The organism is Salmonella sp. SAL04214, from assembly GCF_046550615.1.
Classification (GTDB): Bacteria; Pseudomonadota; Gammaproteobacteria; order Enterobacterales; family Enterobacteriaceae; genus Salmonella; species Salmonella enterica.
In genome coordinates this window covers 130,322-153,462 of record NZ_JBGDXT010000012.1, presented here as the reverse complement: position 1 = coordinate 153,462, position 23,141 = coordinate 130,322, and the positions used below count along the sequence as shown (strand labels likewise).

Below are 23,141 nucleotides of genomic sequence, written 5' to 3'. Positions count from 1 at the left end.
CATGGACTGGCTGGCAAAATATTGGTGGATTCTGGTATTGGTGTTTCTGGTAGGCGTACTGCTGAATGTGATCAAAGATCTCAAACGCATCGACCATAAGAAATTCCTTGCCAATAAACCTGAGCTGCCCCCGCATCGCGATTTTAACGATAAGTGGGACGATGAAGACGACTGGCCGAAGAAAGATCAGCCGAAAAAGTAACCGGATAACATGCCGGACAGGTATCGCTATCCGGCATGGTCCCCACCGCCGGGCATTACGTCGCGTAAACGCTGCGTTCGTCCGGCATCCAGCGCAATCAGCGCCTGCGCCGCCTGCGCACGCTGCAACGCCAGCAGAGCTTTACGGCCTGAAATGCGTAGCCGGGCGCACAGTTCGGCATCGCTGGCTTTTTCTTCCAGCCGCCCTCTCAGCGCCGGTAATGGCAATGCGCTGTATTGCAGTAAACGATGCAGGCAACCTAACGATGTCAGTAGCGGGCGGTGCGCGAAAGCAAAACCGACCAGCTCACGCCAGTCTTCATCATTAAGCGCCTGTTCGCGTAACGCCGCCAGCGGTATCGCCTCGCCGTTCCACTGCGTCAGGATATCCGCATCGCGGCGCAAACGTTGGTGTTCCTGCTGCGCCAGCCGTTTTCCCGCGTCGCTCAGCGGCAATAACGCCATCGCCGTATAGCAACCGCTGCTCGCCTCCCGATGGTTGCCCATCCGTACCAGCACAAAGCCGCAGCGTTGCCAGAAACGCCACAGCTCCGGCGTATAGCCAAAGCTGACGGAAAGATAATCACACTGCGCCGCCTGCTCGCACGCGCAGGCAATCAACTGCTGACCGATGCCTTCGCGCTGGCGGGCGGGGTGCACCGCGATACGGCTTACGCGACGCCCGACCAGCGTCGCGGCTAAAGGGTCGCTACCGTGCGCCGCCAGCGACTGCGCCACCAGATTTCCACGCGGACGCCGGAAACCGCACCATACAGCCTGACTGAGTTCTGCGGATAACCCGCCCTCTTCGACCAGCCAGACGGCGCCCGCCACACGGTTATTCGCCGTGGCCTGCAAGAAATGCTGTCCTGGCGCATCCATCATTCGGCGCAGATCCAGCGGCGAAGTACGATAGTGCGCCCCCGACAGTAACTGATACACAGCCCTCGGCAACGCGGGCGTCTCCCCCCAGGCCTGCTGGTAAAACGCCGAGATTGCTATCGCACCATGTGGCGCCTGCGCAAACGCTTCATCGTTGAATATCAGCGCCTCGCTGACGATATTTTCCAGCGGGCATTCTGGCGCCCAGCGGACAGGCTGACGAAGCGTGAAGCGGTGAAGCTGCGGAAAACGGGCGCAAAACTTAAGTAAAAAACCGCGTCCCGTGCCTTCGTAGCCCTGAACGGTGGTGGTGAGTAGTATGCGGGGAAAGCGCGAAACCAGTTGCAGCAGCAGCGGTGCGGGGATTGCCGCCGCCTCGTCAACCACCAGCCAGTCGGCACTTGCTCCGCTCGCCAGCAACGCATCCGGCGCCATAAAGCAGAACCGCTCACCGGCAAACGCTGCCAGGATATCCGTTGCCGTTTTCGCCGGTGCGGTCACGATAGCCGTGCCCGCCATCCGGGAGATGAATTGCCCGGCCAGCGCCGATTTGCCGCGCCCACGGGGGGCAATCACCGTCGCCACGCCGGGCGGCATTTCACGTAAACGCGATAAGATAGCCGCCTGCTCCGGCTGCGGCTCGCCGGTGGCGGGTCGCCAGCGTCCACGGAAAGGATAAGATGGCCAGCAAAACGGCTGGCGCTGTCGCCAAAGCAGCGTTTGCGGATCGCGGGAAAGAGTCCGTTTAAGATGCTGTGCAAACTGCGGTGTAGGGATAGGCTGCGCGCAGTCGCTCCAGCGCAGTGAATCGGTATCAGGCCTGCTTTCCCACGTCTCATACGGCGGCATCAGCAGAAGCAGCCAGCTTCCGGCCTGCAAGGTCCCGCTCAGGGCGGCAAACGCTGCGGCGTCAAAGCCCTGCCAGGCATCAAATATCGCATGACGGAATTCACGGCCCAGCAGCGTTTGTAACGCCTGTGGCGTACAGCGCGGCTGGGCGGGCGCGTCAGGCGCGACCCACAGCCAGTCACCGGGCAGCGCAGCGCGTATCGCCTCGGCCCGCTCCCGGCACCACGCCGCATCGCCGCTGATGACCAGTAAACGGCGAATGCCTTCCTGTGTCATTTGCGACGTTAACGCCTGTAGCGCATCGATATCAGACATCCCTGCCCCGGTTTATCAAAAGTTTTTGCCAAACGTATTACATTGCGCCGGGTCACCGCTGTCAAAGCCACGCTTAAACCAGCTGTAGCGCTGTTCTGAGGTGCCGTGGGTAAAACTATCCGGCACGACGCGCCCCTGCCCCTGTTGCTGTAAGCGATCGTCGCCGATAGCCTGTGCGGCATTGAGCGCCTCTTCCAGATCGCCCGCCTCCAGTACGCCTTGCTGCTGCATACTGTGTCCCCACACGCCAGCAAAGCAATCCGCCTGTAGCTCCATGCGCACCGAAAGGCGATTCACCTCCGTTTGCGACGCGTTTTGCTGCAACTGGCGTACTTTCGGCTCAATACCTAACAGTTTTTGTACGTGGTGGCCGACTTCGTGGGCGATGACATAACCCTGAGCAAAATCACCGTCCGCGCCCAGCTTATTTTTCATATCATCGTAAAATGAGAGATCGATATAGACGGTGCCGTCCGCCGGGCAGTAAAACGGCCCCATCACGGACTGACCCGCACCACAGCCGGTACGCGTCATACCACGGTACATCACCAGTTTTGGCTGCTGATAGCCGCGGCCCATTTTTTGAAAGAGTTGCCCCCAGGTATCTTCGGTCGTCGCCAGAATCACCGAGGTAAATTTTGCCGCTTCATCATCATTGGGGCTTATCGAACGCGTCGACTGCTGCTGCGAAACCGGCTGACCGGTCAACAGACCGGTTAAATCCACCCCATAGTACCCTGCGACCAACACCACCACCAACAGAATGATGCCGCCTTTTCCGCGCGGAAGACGAAAGCCTGGGCCACCCAGCGAGGGGCCGCCTGGCCGATTACGTCTGTCCTCTACATTGTTACTTTCACGACGCCCTTGCCAGCGCATAATCACCTCATTCTCTCTTTGTTATACAGATGATCGTAGGCGGTCAGGCGCAGGATTACCACAGGTAAACGCTATCAGAATGAGGAAAGGATGATACCGGAGAGCGGTTGCCCTCCGGTCAGAAGCGGAATTAATCTAATTTCACGCCCAGGCGATGCGCGACGGCTTCATAGGCTTCAATCAGACCGCCCAGACTCTGGCGGAAGCGGTCTTTGTCCATTTTGTCCAGCGTCTCTTTATCCCACAGGCGGCTGCCGTCCGGCGAAAACTCATCGCCCAGCACCACTTCGCCTTTATACAGGCCAAACTCCAGTTTGAAATCCACCAGGATAAGACCCGCGTCATCAAACAGTTTTTTCAGTACGTCGTTGGCTTTGTAGGTTAGCTCTTTCATACGCGCCAGATTTTCCTGACTTACCCAACCGAACGTTTCACAGTAGGAACTATTCACCATCGGGTCGTGCAGCGCGTCGTTTTTCAGGAACAGATCGAATATCGGCGGGTTAAGCTCCATGCCTTCTTCCACGCCCAGACGCTTGACCAGCGACCCTGCCGCACGGTTGCGCACCACACATTCAACCGGCACCATCTCCAGCTTCTTCACCAGACACTCGGTATCAGACAGCAAACGTTCCATCTGGGTCGGGATGCCCGCCTCGGCCAGTTTGGTCATAATGAAATGGTTGAATTTGTTATTTACCATGCCTTTGCGATCAAACTGTTCAATGCGCGCGCCATCCCCTGCTGACGTATCATTGCGGAATTCGAGCACCAACAGGTCCGGGTTTTCCGTGCTGTATACGGTTTTCGCTTTACCACGATACAACTCAGCTTGCTTTTGCATCTTTAACACTCCTGGGTGTGAATTAACGATAAGTATTCATTTCCTGCTACGCCTGCCGGAGACGTCGGCCTGTAATTGTGGTGCGAAATAGCGGTTAAATCGCGTTTTTGTACCGACGCACACGTTTGCGTATCTTATCAGAAAAAAGGGCCGGATTACTCCAGCCCTGTTAAATTACTTGTTGAACGCTGCCTGGAAGACGGCAACCAGCGCGTCGTTCTGGCTTTGCGTCAGAGTATGCCCCTTAGGATCGATAAACTGCAAGCTGCTGCGGTTATCTAAATCGCCGACCTGCAATTTATAGTCTCCGGATGCCAGGCCCGGGTCGCTAGCGCCCAGATCCCGCCAGTCGCTGTCAGACAACGGTTTGTACGTTACCGCCATGCTGCCCTGAGAGCGAGTGCTGTCGGTGACTTTCATGCCCACTTTTTCCAGCGCGGCCGGGAGGCGTTGCCACACGAGGTTGAACGGACCGCGAACGACCAGCATAGGTAAACCGGTATCATCAGCGGCGCTCTGCACATCCATCGTTGCGGCGGAACGGTTCTGCGCGGCATTTGCCGCATCCGTAGCGGTCTTATCCAGACCGGCAGAAATGACGTTCATCATTTCCGTGCTATAGCGCTGCAGCGACGCCGCGTCAGCGACCGGCTTGCCAGCCTGTTCCAGATTAACCAGTTTTACCGTTACCGCCTGCTGATAGCCCTGCGGCTTCACCGAGATTTGATAACGTCCACGATACTGTTCGTCTTCATCCAGGCGGTTCCAGTTCACCCAATCGGTCGTCAGGGTCTGGCTGGCATCGTCACGTTTTTCAATCGGATAATTTTTCGCCTGAATCACGCTGACGACTTGCGGCCACAGCGTGCTGCTACGACCATTTTCCACCAATAGCGTAGCGGTATCGCCAGAGAACTGGGTACGCGCGCCGCTCACTAACGCTAACGGCTGCGCTGGCGGACGGATATCCAACGCCTTACCAACCGCGCCGCTCCCCTTCGTGACCGGAATAACGTAGTCGCCGGTCGTTATCGGCAGGATCATTCCTGCCGGGGCGTGAAGTTCAGCAAGCGGCGCGGCATCCAGATAGGATTCATCGCCGCTTACCTGGCGCTTGTAGCGCGAATCGGAACTACAGGCAGCGAGCAGCAAAACAAGCGAAACACCCGCAACCTTCGCCAGGCGCGACTTTTGTACTGAGTAAGCCATCAAATCTCCCTAAACTTTACAGCAGGCCAGCATGCTGAAGCGCTGCTTTGACGATGTCACGACCATGGTCCGTGATAGGCGTCATTGGCAGGCGCAGCGTGTCGGTCGCCACAAGACCCAATGCCTTACATGCCCATTTCACCGGGATAGGATTGGGTTCGACAAATAGTTTGTTGTGTAACGGCATCAGACGCTGGTTGATAGCGCGCGCCTCGGCAAATTGCCCTTCCGCCGCCAGTTTGCACATGTCAGCCATCTCGCGCGCCGCTACGTTAGCCGTAACGGAAATCACGCCATGACCACCCAGTTGCATAAAGTCCAGCGCAGACGCGTCATCGCCGCTAAGCAGAATAAAATCGTCTGAAACCAGCTCTTTGATCTGGTGAACGCGGGTTAAGTTCCCTGTCGCCTCTTTGATAGCGATAATATTTTTTATTTCCGCCAGACGACCCACGGTTTCCGGCAACATGTCGCAACCGGTACGGGACGGCACATTATACAGAATTTGCGGCAAGTCAGTGTGTTCCGCGATGGCTTTGAAATGCTGGAACAAACCTTCCTGCGTGGGGCGATTGTAGTACGGCGTTACCGTCAGGCAGCCTACAATACCGCTATCGTTAAAACGCTGCGTCAGGCTAATCGCTTCCGCGGTCGCGTTTGCGCCCGTGCCGGCGATAACCGGAATACGTCCGTCAGCCAGTTCCAGCGTCATCATCACGACATCGCCATGTTCATCATGGCTTAGCGTGGCAGACTCGCCGGTAGTGCCAACCGAAACAATCGCCGAGGTACCGTTGGCGACATGATAATCAATGAGTTTTTTCAGGCAAGACCTACTGACGTTACCTTTCTCATCCATCGGCGTAACAAGCGCGACAATACTTCCCGTGAACATGGGCCATCCTCTGTGCAAACAAGTCTCTCAATGGTACGTTTGGTATGGCAATAAAAGCAAGCGACCAAAGCCGTTCTGATTGTTGTATGCAGGTTTTTTTTATGGTTTCCTTAAGATTACCTCACCGCTCAAAGGAATAACTGGTTTGACACCGTCATCACAACACTATTTGGTTATCACTGCGCTGGGCGCCGACAGGCCCGGTATTGTGAATACCATTACTCGCCATGTCAGCAGTTGCGGCTGTAATATCGAAGACAGCCGACTGGCGATGCTGGGCGATGAATTCACGTTTATTATGCTGTTGTCCGGCACGTGGAACGCGATTACCTTGATTGAATCGACATTGCCGTTAAAAGGCGCGGAGCTGGATCTGCTGATTGTGATGAAACGGACGTCCGACCGCCCCCGCCCGGCAATGCCCGCGACGGTATGGGTTCAGGTTGAGGTCGCCGACTCCCCGCATTTAATTGAGCGATTCACCGCGCTGTTTAATAGTCATGAAATGAATATTGCGGAGCTGGTCTCCCGCACGCAGCCGGCTGAAGGTGATAAAGCTGCGCAATTATTTATTCAAATCACCGCACATAGCCCGGCGTCGCAAAATTCCGCAAATATTGAGCAAGCCTTTAAAGCACTATGTACAGAACTCAATGCGCAAGGCAGTATAAACGTCGTCAATTACTCACAACATGATGAACAGGATGGAGTTAAGTAATGAATCCACTGAAAGCCGGTGATATCGCACCGAAATTTAGCTTGCCGGATCAAGACGGGGAACAAGTAAATTTGACCGACTTCCAGGGACAGCGCGTTCTGGTTTATTTCTACCCAAAAGCCATGACACCCGGCTGTACCGTGCAGGCCTGCGGCTTACGCGATAACATGGACGAGCTCAAAAAAGCAGGCGTGGACGTGCTGGGCATCAGCACCGATAAACCTGAAAAACTCTCCCGTTTCGCTGAAAAAGAGCTGCTGAACTTTACCCTTTTGTCCGATGAAAACCATCAGGTGTGTGAACAGTTCGGCGTCTGGGGCGAAAAGTCGTTTATGGGCAAAACGTATGACGGCATTCACCGCATCAGCTTTTTGATTGACGCTGATGGTAAGATTGAACACGTCTTTAATGATTTTAAAACCAGCAATCACCATGATGTGGTGCTGAACTGGCTGAAAGAAAACGCGTAAAAGCCTCAGGCCGCGCTGATGTGCGGCCTGGAAAGGGAATGCGCCGTCAGGCTTGCCGCGCCAGACGCCATATCGCCGCCACATTGCGCGCCGACAGGCTCAGGTTATATTCCGCCTCGTGTAAGGCTTCCGGCAACGTAACGATATGCGACAAAATCGACAGCGCCGCATCGATACCCTGTTGATACACAACGTGATGATCGTGTTGCAGCCCACCGGCGAGCGCGATAACCGGTTTATGATACCGCTTCGCCACTCTGGCGACGCCAATCGGCGTCTTGCCGCAAATACTTTGGCTGTCCAGCCGCCCTTCTCCGGTAATCACCAGATCGGCATCTTTAACCGCCTGCTCAAGCTGTAGCGTTTCCACGACAATCTCTACGCCGGCGCGTAATTCCGCATTGAGCAACCCTAAAAGCGCGGCGCCCATTCCACCTGCCGCGCCCGCGCCGGGAGCATTAATCACCTCACGCCCCGTAGCCTGATAAATATGTCGGCCCCAGTTTTCCAGCGCCGCGTCCAGGGTATTCACCATTTCCGCTGTCGCCCCTTTTTGTGGGCCAAAAATGGCCGATGCGCCCTGGGGACCACACAGCGGATTGTTGACATCGCACGCCACGGTTATCGATACCTTACGCAGCAATGGGTGACAACCGGACAGATCGATAGAGGCCAGCGCCGCCAGCGCCTCGCCGCCCGGAGAAAGCGAGCGCCCCTGTTTATCGCGCAATATAACGCCAAGCGCCTGCATCATCCCCGCGCCGCCGTCATTCGTCGCGCTGCCGCCAATTCCCAGAATAATACGCTTTACGCCACGCTCCAGCGCCGCGACGATTAACTCGCCGGTGCCGTAGCTGGTGGTATTAAGCGGGTTGCGCAATTCAGGCGAAACGTGATGCAGCCCGGATGCCGCCGCCATTTCAATCACGGCGGTATCGCTATCGCCCAGCATTCCCCAGCGCGCGGCCACCGGTTGCCCAAGCGGGCCTTGTACCCACTGGTCGACATAACGCCCGCCGCTGGCCTCCACCATTGATTGTACGGTTCCTTCCCCGCCATCCGCCATGGGCACTTTAACGTAGTCGGCGTCAGGATAAATTTCGCGGAACCCCTTTTCTATCGCCTCAGCGACCGCCATTGCGGACAAACTTTCTTTAAATGAATCAGGAGCAATAACAATTTTCATAGGGATTATCCTGCAAAACCAAAGAAACCGAACATCAGAGTAGAAATAAAGGTAATGGCTAACCCCACCAGCGTTTCATACGGCATTAGCTTTAAACGTTCATGAATTTGCATATTGACGCTGCCGCCCGTCGCGTGGAAAAAGCTGCCGTGCGGCAGATGGTCCAGCACCGTGGCGCCCGCATGGATCATAGCGGCTCCCGCCAGGGCGGAAACGCCAAGTTCAAGTAACGTGGGAGAGAAAACGCCGGACGCCACCGCCGTTCCCGCTGTGGTTGAGGCCGTCACCATTGACATCATGGCGCCAGACACGGGCGCCAGCAGCCAGGACGGCAATCCCGAAGCGGTGAGGCCATGAATCAGGACATCTTTAAGTTCGGAATTAGCGATAATGCCGGCCAGCGTACCGGTTCCCAGCAACATAATAGCGACAGGCGCCATACGCATCAGACCAGCGACCATGTACTGGTTACAGTGGCGCGCGCGTCCCATCAACAGCAGACCGACCAATCCCCCTACGGGCAGGGCAATTAACGGGTCAATGGAAATGCCGGCAAACGGACGGAGAGAAAGCAGGAAAATAGCGACCAACGGCGCGCTAATCGCCACCAGAAAGCCGGGTCTGGCGACGGAGTCATCATGGTGAGTCACTTCATGATCGGCGACGCCCGCGCCTTTATTATTCAGCCGTTTCGCTAACAGATAGGCGATAATAAGCCCAACGATGCCCGGAACCACGCCCGCCAGCATAATAGAGGTAAGAGGAACATGAAACGCATCGGAGGCGGCAATAGCGTTCGGGTTGGGTGACATCACGTTACCCGCTTTGCCGCCGCCAACCATCGCCAGCAGAATAGCGCTTTTTGACAGGCCTGCATTACGCGCAATCGACAGCGCAATCGGCGCGACGGTAATCACCGCCACATCAATAAATACGCCGACGGCGGTCAGACATAGTGTAGCAATGGCTAATGCCAATAACGCCCGGGTTTCCCCCACTTTGCGGACAATCGTCTCAGCAATCGTATTCGCCGCCCCGGACTCAATTAATACGCCCGCCAGTACGCCTGCGGCCAGAATACGCAATACGGCATTAACGATGCCCTGCGCGCCTGACACCATCAGCGACACGGTTTGCAGAAGATCGGCGCCGCCAATCAAACCGCCGACCAGCGCGCCCGCCATCATGCCGTAGGCTGGCGACACTTTTCTTAAAATTAATACGATGGCCACAACCAATGCGGCAATGGCTCCCAGGGTGGATATCGACGTCATATACTGCGCCTCCTTTAACATGGAGCGCGCAGTATGGAAAAACCCGCCTAAAAATCCGCTGGAGCTTTCAACAAATTTCGATTCGACCTGGCAGCGGTAACTTGTCGGACGGTACAGATTCGGCCTGGAGCTCCATACCGATATAAAGCCAAAGCGTACTTTTTAACTCGTTGATTTTTACGTGTGTAATATCCTCACAGCGCTGTAAGCGATAGCGCAATGTATTCACATGAATATGCAATGCTTTGGCTGTTTGCGTCAGGTCACAATTATGTTCAAACCAGGTCCGCAGCGTCTGTTGCAATACGCCTTTCGCGTCATGTTGCGCCAGTTGCAGCCACAGACGCGATAACTCCTGCACTTGCCAACTTTCAGACAGCCCGCTTAGCAGCGCGGGAAGCGCGTGGTCATGATAAAAAATGTACTGGCTGCGCAGCTTTTGTCTTTTCGCCATCGCCTGCGTGGCTCTCGCAGTGAGCAAAGATCGGTGCAATCCCGTCTCGCCGGCAAAATACCCCCCAACCAAAATACGGCTAAAGCCCGATGATGCAGCCCATGATTTAAAAATCTGCAATTCGCCCATTTCCTGGCGGGTATTCCACTTTCCCTCTTTTAACGTGATAGGCTTAATAATGATTAATTCATTAAATTCGGTAAACGTCACCAAATGGTTGCGCGCGTGATTCTCGAAATAATCCATTACATTGCGTAGCGCTTCGCGATCCGGCTGGGAAAGTTCAATAATCAGCACCACTCTGGGAACCGCCAGATCAATACCCAGATAGGCCGCCATGGATCGCAACGACTCTGTTGAATTTTCCCGCAAAATCAATTGGTTGATCAGCTCTTCGCGATAGCGTTTATCCCACTGTCGCTGTTCGATCAACACCATATGCTCGATTACCAGCTCCGCCGCCATTTTAACCAGCTCGGCATACGCGCGAACCTCCTCCGGCTCGCCGGTAATGCCGACCACGCCGATAAGCTGTTCATGAAAAGAGATGGGAAGATTAATGCCGGATCGCACGCCTTTTAGCTGATTGGCGGTAGCGGAATCAATTTCTACAATACGGTTTTCCTTCAGCGCCAGAATGGCCCCTTCATGACGCTGGCGAAGCCGCGAAGGTTCGCCAGACGCGATAATGACGCCATGTTCATCCATGACGTTTACCGAGTAAGGAATAATTTTCATGGCTCGCTGTACAATTTGCCGCGCGGTATACCCTTTCAAGTAATGTTTTCTCAACACACTCATTCCCTGTTTCGTTATCGCTTCACATTAAAAAAACAATCTCGCATCAATGATGTCACTTATTAACGAATTTCTCAGAAGAATGCTTAGGCTAAGTCACCAAATTTTGGCGGCTTTACAGCGAGAATTTTGTAGGTTCCGACAATAAAAATGCCGCAACACGGTGCGGCATTAAAAAAAAGAGCGGCTTTCTAAGCGCTTGTCCCTCATCAGGCGTGCGCAAAATGGCGGCAGGGCACTATGATGTCGTTCACGCTTTACAACTTTTGTACAGACCGCTCAGGATGAGGCATCTGTCACCTGACCATCCGGCCAGGCATGGACAACGGCTTTAATCAGCGTCGCCAATGGAATGGCGAAAAACACTCCCCAGAAACCCCACAGACCGCCGAAAATCACCACTGACAGAATAATCACCAGCGGATGCAAATTCACCGCTTCGGAGAAAAGTACCGGTACCAGCAGATTGCCATCCAGCGCCTGAATAATCAGATAAACGGCAAAACAGCTCCAGAATTCCGTCCCCAGACCAAACTGAAACAGCGCGACGCCCACCACCGGAATTGTCACCACAAAGGCGCCGATATAGGGGATCAGGACCGAAAAGCCCACCAGTACCGCCAACAGTAGCGAATAGTTGAGGCCAAACAGCAAAAAGCCCAGCCAGGTCGCCACGCCCACCACTACCATCTCCAGCACTTTTCCGCGGATATAGTTGGTGATCTGCTGATTCATCTCATTCCACACCTGCCCCGCCAGCCCGCGATTACGCGGCAGCACGCGTCGCACGGCATTCAGCATCTGCTCTTTATCTTTTACCAGGAAAAAGACCATCAGCGGCACCAGCACCAAATATACCGCCAGCGTCAGTAGCCCGACTAACGAAGCCAGCGAATACTTCACCACCGAATCGCCCATGTTAAGCATCCGGGTACGCATGTTTTCCGCCATCGCATCAATAATGCCCGCATCCATCAGCGCCGGATAGCGTCGCGGCAAGGTCGCGGCAAAATCGGACAGTTTATTCAGCATACCGGGCATATCACGAATCAGGTAAATACCCTGCTGCCAGGCAATCGGCATCACCACAAACGCCATTAATAACAGAATGCCGACAAAGAGGATAAGGACAATGGAGGCTGCCCAGCGCCGGGAACAGCCAATCGCCTGCAGGCGCGCCGTCGGCCACTCCAGCAGGTAGGCCAGTACGATAGCGACCAGCAGCGGCGCTAACAGGCCGCTAAAGAAAAAGAGGATGCTAAAACCAGCCACCAGAATGACCAGCAAGGCAATCGCCTCCGGGTCGCTGAAGCGACGGCGATACCATTGCATTAACATTTCGAGCATAAAACCCTTCCCAGAACTCAACTGCGGGATTGTGATGCCGAATTGTATCGAAATGTCACAAAAAAGACTTCGCTTTTTATCGTTGATTCAGGAAACTAAAATAGTGAGTCTGTGCTCATCACAGTTACACTTATGAAGTGTCGGAGCGTGGAACGATATTTCACGACGTTGGTCAAAGGGCTATCTCAAAACAACAGGATAGAGGTTATGTTCAGGCAGTTGAAAAAAAACCTGGTGGCAACCCTCATTGCAGCATTGGCTCTCGGTCAGGTCGCGCCCGCATTTGCCGACCCTGCCGACACGCTGCCCGATATGGGAACCTCGGCAGGAAGCACGCTTTCTATCGGACAAGAGATGCAAATGGGCGACTTTTATGTGCGCCAGCTACGCGGCAGCGCGCCGTTAATCAACGATCCGCTGCTGGTGCAATACATTAACGCGCTGGGTATGCGTCTGGTCTCGCACGCCGACTCCGTCAAAACGCCCTTCCATTTTTTCTTGATCAATAATGACGAAATCAACGCGTTCGCGTTCTTTGGCGGCAATGTGGTGCTGCACTCGGCGCTTTTTCGCTACGCGGATAACGAAAGCCAGCTAGCTTCAGTCATGGCGCATGAAATCTCCCACGTGACGCAGCGCCACCTGGCGCGCGCGATGGAAGATCAAAAGCGCAGCGCGCCGCTTACCTGGGTGGGCGCGCTGGGTTCCATTTTGCTGGCCATGGCCAGCCCACAGGCCGGTATGGCGGCGCTAACCGGTACTCTGGCGGGAACGCGCCAGGGAATGATAAGTTTCACCCAGCAAAATGAGCAAGAAGCCGACCGTATTGGTATTCAGGTACTGCAACGCGCCGGATTTGACCCACAGGCGATGCCCTCTTTCCTCGAAAAACTGCTCGACCAGGCGCGTTACTCCACGCGTCCGCCTGAAATTTTGCTCACTCACCCCTTACCGGAAAGCCGCCTTGCGGATGCCCGCAACCGTGCCAACCAGATGCGCCCGGTCGTGGTGCAATCTTCCGCCGACTTCTATTTCGCCAAAGCGCGCGCCCTGGGAATGTACAATTCCGGACGTAACCAGCTCACCAGCGACCTGCTGGATCAGTGGTCTAAAGGCAACGTGCGTCAGCAACATGCGGCGCAATATGGCCGGGCGTTGCAGGCGATGGAAGCGAGCAAGTACGATGAAGCGCGCAAAACGTTGCAGCCGCTATTAAGCGCGGAACCGAACAATGCCTGGTATCTTGACCTCGCCACCGATATTGACCTCGGGCAGAAAAGAGCCAACGACGCGATTAATCGCCTGAAAAATGCACGCGATCTGCGCGTTAATCCTGTGCTGCAGTTAAACCTCGCCAATGCGTACCTCCAGGGAGGCCAGCCGAAAGCGGCGGAAACCATTCTGAATCGCTACACCTTTAGCCATAAAGATGACGGTAACGGCTGGGATCTGCTTGCTCAGGCCGAAGCCGCGCTGAACAACCGCGATCAGGAACTGGCGGCGCGCGCTGAAAGTTATGCGCTGGCGGGACGACTGGATCAGGCAATTTCACTGCTCAGCAGCGCCAGCGCCCAGGCAAAACTGGGTAGTCAGCAACAGGCGCGTTACGATGCGCGTATCGACCAGTTGCGCCAGTTACAGGAACGCTTCAAGCCATACACGAAAATGTAATCGCCGTTTATTAGCCGGATGGCGTCACAAGGAGAACTCATGACCGACACGATTAAAATCTACCATAACCCGCGCTGCTCGAAGAGCCGCGACACGCTGAACCTGCTGAAATCTAACGGCGTGGAACCGGAAGTGGTGCTTTATCTGGATACGCCCGCCGATGCCGCCACCGTGCGTGAACTGCTGCGTATGTTGGGCATGTCCAGCGCGCGCGAACTGATGCGCCAGAAAGAAGATCTCTATAAAACGCTTCACCTGGCGGATAGCCAGCTAAGTGAAGAGGCGTTAATCCAGGCGCTGGTTGAATACCCTAAACTGATGGAGCGCCCCATTGTGGTGGCAAATGGTCAGGCGCGCATTGGCCGACCGCCTGAGCAGGTGCTGGACATCCTCGGTTAACCGTTGAACGCCGCCGTCGCGGCGTATTACAGTTTCAGGATCTCTTTGACAAACGGGATCGTCAGTTTTCGCTGGGCAGTGATCGACGCATGATCGAGCTGATCCAGCGTCATAAACAGCGTGCGCATTTCGCGATCAAGACGTTTGAGTAAAAACCGCCCGACATCTTCCGGCAGTTCAAACCCCCGTAACCGGGCGCGCAACTGTAGCGCCTGAAGTTTGTCTTCATCGGAAAGAGGCTGGAGTTTATAGATTTGCCCCCAGTCCAGACGGGAAGCGAGATCGGGCAAGCCCAGATTTAACTGTCTTGGCGGACGATCGCCGGTGATCAATAACCGCGTCTTACCGGACTCCAGAATGCGGTTATAGAGATCAAAGATCGCCATCTCCCACAGTTCATCGCCAGCGACACACTCAATGTTATCAATACACACCAGCGAGAGGTGTTCCATACCGTCGAGCACTTCTGGCACGAACCAGGTGCGTTTATCGAGCGGGACGTAGCCTACCGCATCTCCACGCTGCGACAGTTCAGCGCAGGCGGCGTGCAGCAAATGGCTGCGGCCCGCGCCTTCACGCGCCCAAAGGTAGATATATCCACTATGTTCCTGGCGCAACACGTTTTGTAACGCGGCCAGTAGAGAGGCGTTATCCCCCGGCCAGAAACTTGCGAAAGTTTCGTCGTCAGGAAGATAAAGTGGCAAAGAGAGCTGTGCCGGTGTGTTCAGAAATACCTCAACCCAGGATGACATAAAATCGCGCTGAGTTTACCACATAATTCCCGTGAGATAGAACCGGGCAGCATCGCTGCCCGGCAACCCGTTACTGATGCGGGGGCTCCGCATCATTTGCCTCCAGTACCACTTCTTCCGGACGCAACAGGCTAATCAGTTTAAAAATCAGGCTCAGGCAAATCCCGACGATGGTCGCCAGCGCCATCCCTTTCAATTCTGCCGCGCCGATATGCACTTTCGCGCCGCTCACGCCGATGATCAAAATCACCGAGGTGAGGATCAGGTTTTGCGCTTTGTTGTAGTCGACTTTCGATTCGATCAATACGCGAATCCCCGACGCGCCGATAACGCCGTACAACAGCAGCGAGACGCCGCCCATCACGGGTAACGGGATAATCTGAATCGCCGCCGCCAGTTTGCCGACGCAGGAAAGCAGAATGGCGAAAATCGCCGCGCCGCCGATAACCCAGGTACTGTAAACGCGGGTGATCGCCATGACGCCAATATTTTCCCCATAGGTGGTATTCGGCGTGGAGCCGAAGAAACCGGAAACGATCGTCGATAGTCCGTTAGCGAACATCGAGCGGTGCAAACCGGGATCGCGCACTAAATCTTTTTTGACGATATTCGCCGTCACCACCAGATGACCGACATGCTCGGCGATCACGACCAACGCTGCGGGCAGAATCGTCAGGATCGCGAACCATTCAAAACGCGGCGTATAGAAAGTCGGTAGCGCAAACCAGTGCGCCTGGGCAATCGGCGTGGTATCGACCACTCCCAGCGCGAATGACAGCGCATAGCCCGCCAGCACGCCGATTAAAATCGGAATGATCGCCAGGAAACCGCGAAACAGTACGGAGCCGAACACCGTCACCGCCAGCGTGACCATGGAGATGATAATTGTTTTCGTGTCCGGCGACTGCCCTTGCGCAGGCAGCAATCCGGCCATCCCCGCCGCGACGCCAGCCAGCTCCAGACCGATGACGGCAACGATTGCGCCCATTGCCGCAGGCGGGAACATCACATCCAGCCAGCCGGTGCCCGCTTTTTTAACGATGAAAGAGACCAGACAGAACAGCACGCCGCACATAATAAAACCGCCCAGCGCCACTTCATAACCCAGCGGCAACAGCAGTAGTACCGGGGAAATAAAGGCAAAGCTCGATCCGAGGTAGGCCGGAATTTTACCTTTGCAGATAAAGAGATACAGCAGCGTTCCGATACCGTTAAACAGCAGCACCGTCGCGGGGTTGATATGAAACAGAACTGGCACCAGCACGGTCGCGCCAAACATGGCGAAAAGGTGCTGTAAACTAAGCGGGATTGTCTGTAAAAGCGGCGGTCTTTCACTCACCCCGATAGCACGGCGCGTCATAGTGTTTTCCTCTAAGTGTGTTTGTTATGAGTTGTTTTATTCAAAAAAAAGCCGACTCTTAAAGTCGGCTTTTAATTATTTATTCACTTATTTGGTACCAAAAATCTTATCGCCGGCATCGCCAAGCCCCGGAATAATGTATCCGTGCTCGTTAAGCCCCTGATCGATAGAGGCGGTGTACAGTTCAACGTCCGGGTGCGCTTTTTCCAGCGCCGCAATGCCTTCCGGCGCGGCGACCAGCACCAGCACCTTAATGCTGCTACAGCCTGCTTTTTTCAGCAGGTCGATGGTCGCGATGACAGAACCGCCGGTCGCCAGCATCGGGTCGACGATCAGCGCCATGCGCTCATCAATGTTCGATACCAGTTTCTGGAAATAAGGTACTGGCTCAAGCGTCTCTTCGTTACGGTACATCCCGACTACGCTGATACGCGCGCTCGGTACATTTTCCAGAACGCCTTCCATCATGCCCAGACCCGCGCGCAGAATCGGCACAACGGTAATTTTTTTACCTTTGATCTGGTCGATTTCCACCGGGCCATTCCAGCCTTCGATGGTGACTTTTTCCGTTTCCAGGTCGGCTGTCGCTTCATACGTCAGCAGGCTGCCTACTTCTGAGGCGAGTTCACGAAAGCGTTTAGTGCTAATGTCGTTTTCACGCATCAGACCCAGCTTGTGTTTGACGAGTGGGTGTTTGACTTCCACGATCTTCATACTCTTCTCCTATCCTCAGATGACTGGCAACCACAAAAAAAATCGCCGGATTATACCGCTTTTCCTCTCTGGCGCAACACAATGTATGCTTGACCTGGATCAACCAAAAGCGCTGATAGTGGAAAAGTGAGTATAAATCACTCACGTTGAAACAGGCGATAAAGGCTAACAACCGTTTGAATCTTAGCAATTTTAAGGATGAATGACCTGTCCCGACCGCCTGTCGTAAACCAAGTGCTGGATATCCTTTTCTTTTTTACCAACAGAGAAATTTTCAAGCAGCGACCGAAACCATGCCAAAAAAATCGTCCGGATATCCAGGGCGCAGACCACGCTCGCAAACGTTTGCTTTCCCTGTTAGAATTGCGCCGAATTTAACTTTTACCGCAAGAAAAAACGTGGGGAACCAGGCAGTGACCGATAAGACCTCTCTTAGCTATAAAGATGCCGGCGTCGATATTGATGCGGGTAACGCTCTGGTTGATCGAATCAAAGGCGTAGTGAAGAAAACTCGCCGCCCGGAGGTTATGGGCGGTCTGGGCGGTTTCGGTGCGCTGTGCGCGTTGCCGCAAAAATATCGTGAACCGGTACTGGTTTCCGGCACTGACGGCGTAGGCACCAAACTTCGCCTGGCGATGGACTTAAAGCGCCACGACGCTATCGGTATTGATCTGGTGGCGATGTGCGTAAACGATCTGGTCGTTCAGGGCGCGGAACCGCTGTTTTTCCTCGATTACTATGCCACGGGTAAACTGGATGTCGATACCGCCGCCAGCGTGATCAACGGTATTGCCGAAGGCTGCCTGCAATCCGGCTGCGCGCTGGTCGGCGGCGAGACGGCGGAAATGCCGGGCATGTATCACGGCGAAGATTACGATGTGGCGGGTTTCTGCGTCGGCGTAGTCGAAAAATCAGAAATCATCGACGGCTCCCGGGTTGCCGAAGGCGACGTGCTGATTGCGCTCGGCTCCAGCGGCCCGCACTCGAATGGATATTCGCTGGTGCGGAAAATTATTGACGTTAGCGGCTGCGACCCACAAACCACTCTGCTGGAAGGGAAGCCGCTGGCCGATCATCTGCTTGAACCGACCCGTATCTACGTAAAATCGGTTCTGGAACTGATTGAAAACATCGATGTACACGCTATCGCCCACCTCACCGGCGGCGGCTTTTGGGAAAATATTCCGCGCGTTCTGCCGGAGAATACCCAGGCGGTAATTAATGAGTCGTCATGGCAGTGGCCCGCCATCTTTACCTGGCTGCAAACCGCCGGTAATGTCAGCCGACATGAAATGTACCGTACCTTTAACTGCGGCGTCGGCATGGTGATTGCGCTCTCCGCTCCGGAAGCGGACAAAGCGCTTGCTCTGCTAAACGAGGAAGGTGAAAACGCATGGAAAATCGGTATCATCAAAGCCTCTGATTCCGAACAGCGTGTGGTTATTGAATAATGAATATTGTGGTGCTGATTTCCGGCAATGGAAGCAATTTACAGGCGATTATCGATGCCTGCGAAGCGAAGAAAATTAAAGGCACCCTCAGGGCAGTATTCAGCAATAAGGCCGACGCGTTCGGCCTTGAACGCGCCAGAGAAGCCGGCATTCCGGCGCAAGCGTTGACTGCCGATCGGTTTGACAGCCGCGACGCCTTCGATCGCGAGTTGATTCGCAAGATAGACGCGTATGCGCCCGATGTGGTCGTGCTGGCCGGTTTTATGCGTATTCTGAGTCCGATGTTTGTCGCGCATTACTACGGGCGTCTGCTGAACATTCACCCTTCCCTGCTGCCAAAATATCCGGGGTTGCATACCCATCGCCAGGCGCTGGAAAACGGCGACGAGGAGCACGGTACCTCAGTGCATTTCGTGACAGACGAACTCGACGGCGGCCCGGTCATTCTCCAGGCGAAGGTGCCGGTTTTTGCCGACGACAGCGAAGATGATATCACCGCACGCGTACAGACTCAGGAACATGCGATTTATCCGCTGGTGATTAGCTGGTTTGCGCAGGGGCGTCTAAAGATGCGCGATAACGCCGCCTGGCTGGACGGGCGTCGTCTGCCGCCGCAAGGTTATGCGTCTGACGAATAATACGTCATCGGACAGGACTGCGTCTGCTTGCCGGATGGCGGCATAAATGCCTATCCGGCCTACTCTTTTCCCTTCCTTTATGCTATCAGTTTATTGTCATATTTTTCTGGCGCAGTTGGACATTAACGCGTAATGCTCGCCATAATCATCAGGCAGTGTCCCGTGAATAAAACGGAGTATAGGTAGTAATGGGTCAGGAAAAGCTATATATCGAGAAAGAACTAAGCTGGTTAGCATTTAACGAACGCGTGTTACAGGAAGCGGCGGACAAATCCAACCCGTTGATTGAGCGGATGCGGTTCCTGGGAATCTATTCTAATAACCTCGACGAGTTCTACAAAGTGCGTTTCGCTGAACTGAAACGACGCATTATTATCAGCGAAGAACAGGGTTCAAATTCTCATTCACGCCATTTGTTAGGCAAAATTCAGTCCCGCGTGTTGAAAGCAGACCAGGAGTTCGACGGCCTGTACAACGAATTACTGCTGGAAATGGCGCGTAATCAAATCTTTCTGATCAACGAGCGTCAGCTCTCGGTGAACCAACAAAGCTGGTTGCGCCACTATTTTAAGCACTATTTGCGCCAGCATATAACCCCGATTCTCATTAACCGGGAGACGGATCTTGTTCAGTTTTTAAAAGATGATTACACCTATCTGGCGGTGGAGATTATCCGCGGCGACACCATCAACTATGCGCTGCTGGAGATACCGTCCGACAAAGTCCCACGCTTCGTTAATCTGCCGCCGGAGACACCGCGCAGACGCAAACCGATGATCCTCTTGGATAATATTCTGCGCTACTGCCTGGATGACATTTTTAAAGGGTTCTTCGACTATGACGCGCTTAATGCCTATTCGATGAAAATGACCCGCGATGCCGAATATGACCTGGTGCATGAGATGGAATCCAGTCTGATGGAGCTGATGTCTTCCAGCCTGAAGCAGCGCCTGACCGCTGAACCTGTGCGCTTTGTCTATCAACGCGATATGCCCGCCGCGCTGGTCGACGTACTGCGGGAAAAACTGACGATCTCCCGGTATGACTCAATCGTACCCGGCGGGCGCTACCACAATTTTAAAGACTTTATTAATTTTCCGAATGTCGGTAAAGCCAACCTGGTCAATAAACCGTTACCGCGGTTACGCCATCTTTGGTTTGATAAAGAGAAGTTTCGTAACGGTTTCGACGCGATTCGCGAACGTGATGTGCTGCTCTATTATCCTTATCACACCTTTGAACATGTGCTGGAACTGCTGCGTCAGGCGTCGTTTGACCCAAGCGTGCTGGCGATCAAAATCAATATTTATCGCGTAGCGAAAGACTCGCGCATTATTGACTCGATGATCCATGCCGCCCATAACGGCAAAAAAGTCACCGTGGTGGTGGAGTTGCAGGCGCGCTTCGATGAAGAGGCAAATATTCACTGGGCCAAGCGGTTAACCGAAGCGGGCGTCCATGTTATTTTCTCTGCGCCCGGGCTGAAAATTCACGCCAAACTCTTTCTCATCTCACGAAAAGAGGGCGATGACGTGGTGCGTTATGCGCATATCGGCACCGGTAACTTCAACGAAAAAACGGCGCGGCTGTATACCGATTATTCGCTGCTGACCGCCGATGCGCGCATTACCAATGAAGTGCGTCGGGTCTTTAATTTTATTGAAAACCCCTATCGCCCGGTCACTTTCGATTATTTGATGGTTTCTCCACAAAACTCACGGCGTCTGCTGTATGAGATGATCGATCGTGAAATCGCCAATGCCCAGCAAGGCTTACCGTCAGGGATTACCTTAAAGCTTAACAACCTGGTCGATAAAGGGTTGGTCGACAGGCTATACGCCGCGTCGGGTTCGGGCGTCCAGGTCAATCTGCTGGTGCGCGGTATGTGCTCTCTTATTCCGCAGCTGGAAGGCATTAGCGATAATATTCGCGCGATTAGCATCGTGGATCGCTATCTGGAACACGATCGGGTTTATATTTTCGAAAACGGCGGTGATAAGCAAGTTTGGCTCTCTTCAGCTGACTGGATGACGCGTAATATTGACTACCGTATCGAAGTCGCTACGCCTATCCTCGACCCGCGGCTTAAACAACGCGTCCTGGATATCATTGACATTCTGTTTAGCGACACGGTAAAAGCGCGTTTTATCGATAAAGAACTCAGCAACCGCTACGTACCGCGCGGCAATCGCCGTAAAGTCCAGGCGCAGCTGGCAATTTATGACTACATCAAATCACTCGAGCAACCAGACTAACGCTATGCCAATTTACGATAAATCCCCTCGCCCGCAGGAGTTCGCTGCGGTCGATCTCGGCTCAAACAGCTTTCATATGGTCATTGCCCGCGTGGTTGACGGCGCAATGCAGATTATCGGGCGCTTAAAACAGCGCGTCCATCTGGCGGACGGGCTGGGCGCAGATAACAAACTCAGCGAAGAAGCCATGGAACGGGGGCTTAGCTGTCTGTCGCTGTTTGCTGAACGCTTACAAGGTTTCTCCCCTTCCAGCGTCTGTATCGTAGGCACCCATACGTTACGTCAGGCGCAAAATGCCGCTGATTTTCTCAAACGCGCGGAAAAGGTTATTCCCTACCCGATAGAGATTATTTCCGGTAACGAAGAAGCGCGCCTGATTTTTATGGGCGTAGAACATACGCAGCCGGAAAAAGGCCGCAAGCTGGTGATCGATATCGGCGGCGGGTCAACAGAGCTGGTCATTGGCGAAAACTTCGAACCCAGGCTGGTTGAAAGCCGTCGTATGGGCTGCGTGAGCTTCGCGCAGCTCTACTTTCCCGGCGGCGTTATCAATAAAGAAAACTTCCAGCGCGCCCGAATGGCGGCGGCGCAAAAACTGGAAACCTTAACCTGGCAGTATCGTATTCAGGGTTGGAACGTGGCGATGGGCGCTTCCGGTACGATTAAGGCCGCTCATGAAGTTCTCCTGGCGCTGGGTGAGAAAGATGGCTTCATTACGCCGGAGCGCCTCGATAAACTGAAGTCAGAAGTGTTGAAGCACCGCTCCTTTAATGCGCTCAGCCTGCCGGGTCTGTCTGAAGAACGCAAAGCGGTCTTTGTGCCGGGCCTGGCAATTCTGTGCGGCGTTTTTGATGCTTTGGCTATCCGCGAGCTTCGCCTTTCCGACGGCGCGTTGCGTGAAGGCGTGCTGTATGAAATGGAAGGCCGCTTCCGCCATCAGGATGTTCGCAGCCGTACCGCAAAAAGTCTGGCCAATCAATACAACATTGACAGAGAACAGGCCAGACGCGTGCTGGAAACCACCATGCAAATGTACGAGCAGTGGCAAGCCCAGCAGCCAAAACTGGCGCATCCGCAGCTTGAAGCGTTGCTCCGCTGGGCGGCAATGCTGCATGAGGTTGGACTGAATATTAATCACAGCGGTTTACATCGCCATTCGGCTTATATTCTGCAACACAGCGATTTGCCCGGCTTTAATCAGGAGCAGCAAATGATGATGGCGACGCTGGTGCGTTACCATCGTAAAGCCATAAAACTGGATGATATGCCCCGCTTTACGCTGTTTAAGAAAAAACAGTATCTGCCGTTAATTCAGCTACTTCGGCTGGGCGTATTACTGAACAACCAGCGGCAGGCGACCACTACGCCGCCGACGCTGCGACTAACGACCGATGACAGCCACTGGACGTTATGTTTTCCGCATGACTGGTTCAGCCAGAATGCGCTGGTACTGCTTGATCTGGAAAAAGAACAGCAGTACTGGGAAGCGGTAACTGGCTGGCGTCTCAATATTGAGGAAGAAAGCTCGCCGGAGATCGCCGCGTAAATTGTGAGCCAGACGCCGCGCCGCGGCGTCTGTC

21 protein-coding genes are annotated in these 23,141 nt (G+C 54.3%); 9 read left to right on the top strand and 12 right to left on the bottom strand.

Annotated features, from left to right (window positions below; translation table 11 throughout):
- The first annotated feature begins 1 nt into the window (after position 1).
- On the top strand, positions 2-202 hold the full coding sequence (locus ACLJQD_RS19180; RefSeq protein WP_000383839.1) for a YpfN family protein: 201 nt from the start codon (positions 2-4) through the stop codon (positions 200-202).
- Positions 203-228: 26 nt separating this feature from the next.
- Here the strand turns inward: ACLJQD_RS19180 and tmcA are convergent, their stop codons facing one another.
- The 5 genes from tmcA to dapA all read right to left on the bottom strand — a co-directional run bounded on the left by tmcA (position 229) and on the right by dapA (position 6,074).
- Complete coding sequence (gene tmcA / locus ACLJQD_RS19175; protein WP_017441386.1) at positions 229-2,247, bottom strand: tRNA cytosine(34) acetyltransferase TmcA; 2,019 nt, start codon at positions 2,245-2,247, stop codon at positions 229-231.
- Positions 2,248-2,262: 15 nt separating this feature from the next.
- A complete protein-coding gene (locus ACLJQD_RS19170) occupies positions 2,263-3,126 on the bottom strand; it encodes a neutral zinc metallopeptidase (RefSeq protein WP_001267523.1) in 864 nt (287 codons plus the stop codon).
- A 130-nt stretch (positions 3,127-3,256) separates the two neighbouring features.
- Positions 3,257-3,970, bottom strand: a complete 714-nt coding sequence (gene purC, locus ACLJQD_RS19165) for a phosphoribosylaminoimidazolesuccinocarboxamide synthase (RefSeq protein WP_001171630.1) — start codon at positions 3,968-3,970, stop codon at positions 3,257-3,259.
- A 174-nt stretch (positions 3,971-4,144) separates the two neighbouring features.
- Positions 4,145-5,179, bottom strand: coding sequence for an outer membrane protein assembly factor BamC (gene bamC, locus ACLJQD_RS19160; protein ID WP_000331877.1), 1,035 nt, complete (start codon positions 5,177-5,179; stop codon positions 4,145-4,147).
- 16 nt (positions 5,180-5,195) lie between these two features.
- Positions 5,196-6,074 (bottom strand): 4-hydroxy-tetrahydrodipicolinate synthase, encoded by an 879-nt coding sequence (dapA, locus tag ACLJQD_RS19155; RefSeq protein ID WP_000494020.1) that lies wholly within the window; start codon positions 6,072-6,074, stop codon positions 5,196-5,198.
- A 145-nt stretch (positions 6,075-6,219) separates the two neighbouring features.
- Here dapA and ACLJQD_RS19150 point away from each other — a divergent pair, with 145 nt between their 5' ends.
- The gene (locus tag ACLJQD_RS19150) at positions 6,220-6,792 is read left to right on the top strand and encodes a glycine cleavage system transcriptional repressor (protein WP_000189061.1); all 573 of its coding nucleotides are present in this window, start codon (positions 6,220-6,222) and stop codon (positions 6,790-6,792) included.
- Positions 6,792-7,262 carry a thioredoxin-dependent thiol peroxidase gene (gene bcp / locus ACLJQD_RS19145; RefSeq protein WP_001068686.1) on the top strand — a complete coding sequence of 157 codons (471 nt, stop codon included), beginning with the start codon at positions 6,792-6,794 and terminating at the stop codon, positions 7,260-7,262. The genes ACLJQD_RS19150 and bcp overlap by 1 nt, the downstream gene beginning before the upstream one ends.
- Positions 7,263-7,308: 46 nt before the next feature.
- Here the strand turns inward: bcp and ACLJQD_RS19140 are convergent, their stop codons facing one another.
- The 4 genes from ACLJQD_RS19140 to ACLJQD_RS19125 form a co-directional block, all read right to left on the bottom strand.
- Positions 7,309-8,448: a glycerate kinase gene (locus ACLJQD_RS19140; protein ID WP_000706377.1), complete on the bottom strand. Its 1,140-nt coding sequence runs from the start codon at positions 8,446-8,448 to the stop codon at positions 7,309-7,311.
- Between the two features lie 5 nt (positions 8,449-8,453).
- The gene (locus ACLJQD_RS19135; protein WP_017441385.1) at positions 8,454-9,722 is read right to left on the bottom strand and encodes a GntP family permease; all 1,269 of its coding nucleotides are present in this window, start codon (positions 9,720-9,722) and stop codon (positions 8,454-8,456) included.
- A 67-nt stretch (positions 9,723-9,789) separates the two neighbouring features.
- Positions 9,790-10,977 carry a sugar diacid recognition domain-containing protein gene (locus ACLJQD_RS19130; RefSeq protein ID WP_023242680.1) on the bottom strand — a complete coding sequence of 396 codons (1,188 nt, stop codon included), beginning with the start codon at positions 10,975-10,977 and terminating at the stop codon, positions 9,790-9,792.
- 276 nt (positions 10,978-11,253) lie between these two features.
- Complete coding sequence (locus ACLJQD_RS19125; protein WP_000892056.1) at positions 11,254-12,321, bottom strand: AI-2E family transporter; 1,068 nt, start codon at positions 12,319-12,321, stop codon at positions 11,254-11,256.
- Positions 12,322-12,528: 207 nt separating this feature from the next.
- Here ACLJQD_RS19125 and bepA point away from each other — a divergent pair, with 207 nt between their 5' ends.
- Together bepA and arsC are read left to right on the top strand one after the other, a co-directional pair.
- Positions 12,529-13,992, top strand: coding sequence for a beta-barrel assembly-enhancing protease (gene bepA, locus ACLJQD_RS19120; RefSeq protein ID WP_000489630.1), 1,464 nt, complete (start codon positions 12,529-12,531; stop codon positions 13,990-13,992).
- 39 nt (positions 13,993-14,031) lie between these two features.
- Positions 14,032-14,391 (top strand): arsenate reductase (glutaredoxin), encoded by a 360-nt coding sequence (arsC, locus tag ACLJQD_RS19115; RefSeq protein ID WP_017441383.1) that lies wholly within the window; start codon positions 14,032-14,034, stop codon positions 14,389-14,391.
- A 26-nt stretch (positions 14,392-14,417) separates the two neighbouring features.
- Here arsC and ACLJQD_RS19110 read toward each other — a convergent pair whose 3' ends face one another.
- The 3 genes from ACLJQD_RS19110 to upp form a co-directional block, all read right to left on the bottom strand.
- Positions 14,418-15,119, bottom strand: coding sequence for a DnaA inactivator Hda (locus ACLJQD_RS19110; protein WP_061835882.1), 702 nt, complete (start codon positions 15,117-15,119; stop codon positions 14,418-14,420).
- A gap of 94 nt (positions 15,120-15,213) precedes the next feature.
- Positions 15,214-16,503, bottom strand: a complete 1,290-nt coding sequence (gene uraA / locus ACLJQD_RS19105) for a uracil permease (protein ID WP_000198343.1) — start codon at positions 16,501-16,503, stop codon at positions 15,214-15,216.
- An 87-nt stretch (positions 16,504-16,590) separates the two neighbouring features.
- Positions 16,591-17,217: a uracil phosphoribosyltransferase gene (gene upp, locus ACLJQD_RS19100; protein ID WP_000706208.1), complete on the bottom strand. Its 627-nt coding sequence runs from the start codon at positions 17,215-17,217 to the stop codon at positions 16,591-16,593.
- Positions 17,218-17,630: 413 nt separating this feature from the next.
- On the opposite strand from upp, the gene purM reads away from it, so the two are divergent.
- From purM to ppx, 4 genes are all read left to right on the top strand, one after another.
- Positions 17,631-18,668 (top strand): phosphoribosylformylglycinamidine cyclo-ligase, encoded by a 1,038-nt coding sequence (gene purM, locus ACLJQD_RS19095; RefSeq protein ID WP_023242682.1) that lies wholly within the window; start codon positions 17,631-17,633, stop codon positions 18,666-18,668.
- Positions 18,668-19,306: a phosphoribosylglycinamide formyltransferase gene (gene purN / locus ACLJQD_RS19090; protein WP_001028589.1), complete on the top strand. Its 639-nt coding sequence runs from the start codon at positions 18,668-18,670 to the stop codon at positions 19,304-19,306. Before purM ends, purN begins: the two co-directional genes overlap by 1 nt.
- Positions 19,307-19,494: 188 nt before the next feature.
- A complete protein-coding gene (gene ppk1, locus ACLJQD_RS19085; RefSeq protein WP_000529555.1) occupies positions 19,495-21,561 on the top strand; it encodes a polyphosphate kinase 1 in 2,067 nt (688 codons plus the stop codon).
- 4 nt (positions 21,562-21,565) lie between these two features.
- Entirely contained in the window at positions 21,566-23,107 is a 1,542-nt protein-coding gene (gene ppx, locus ACLJQD_RS19080) for an exopolyphosphatase (protein WP_001123330.1), read from the top strand.
- Positions 23,108-23,141: the final 34 nt, after the last annotated feature.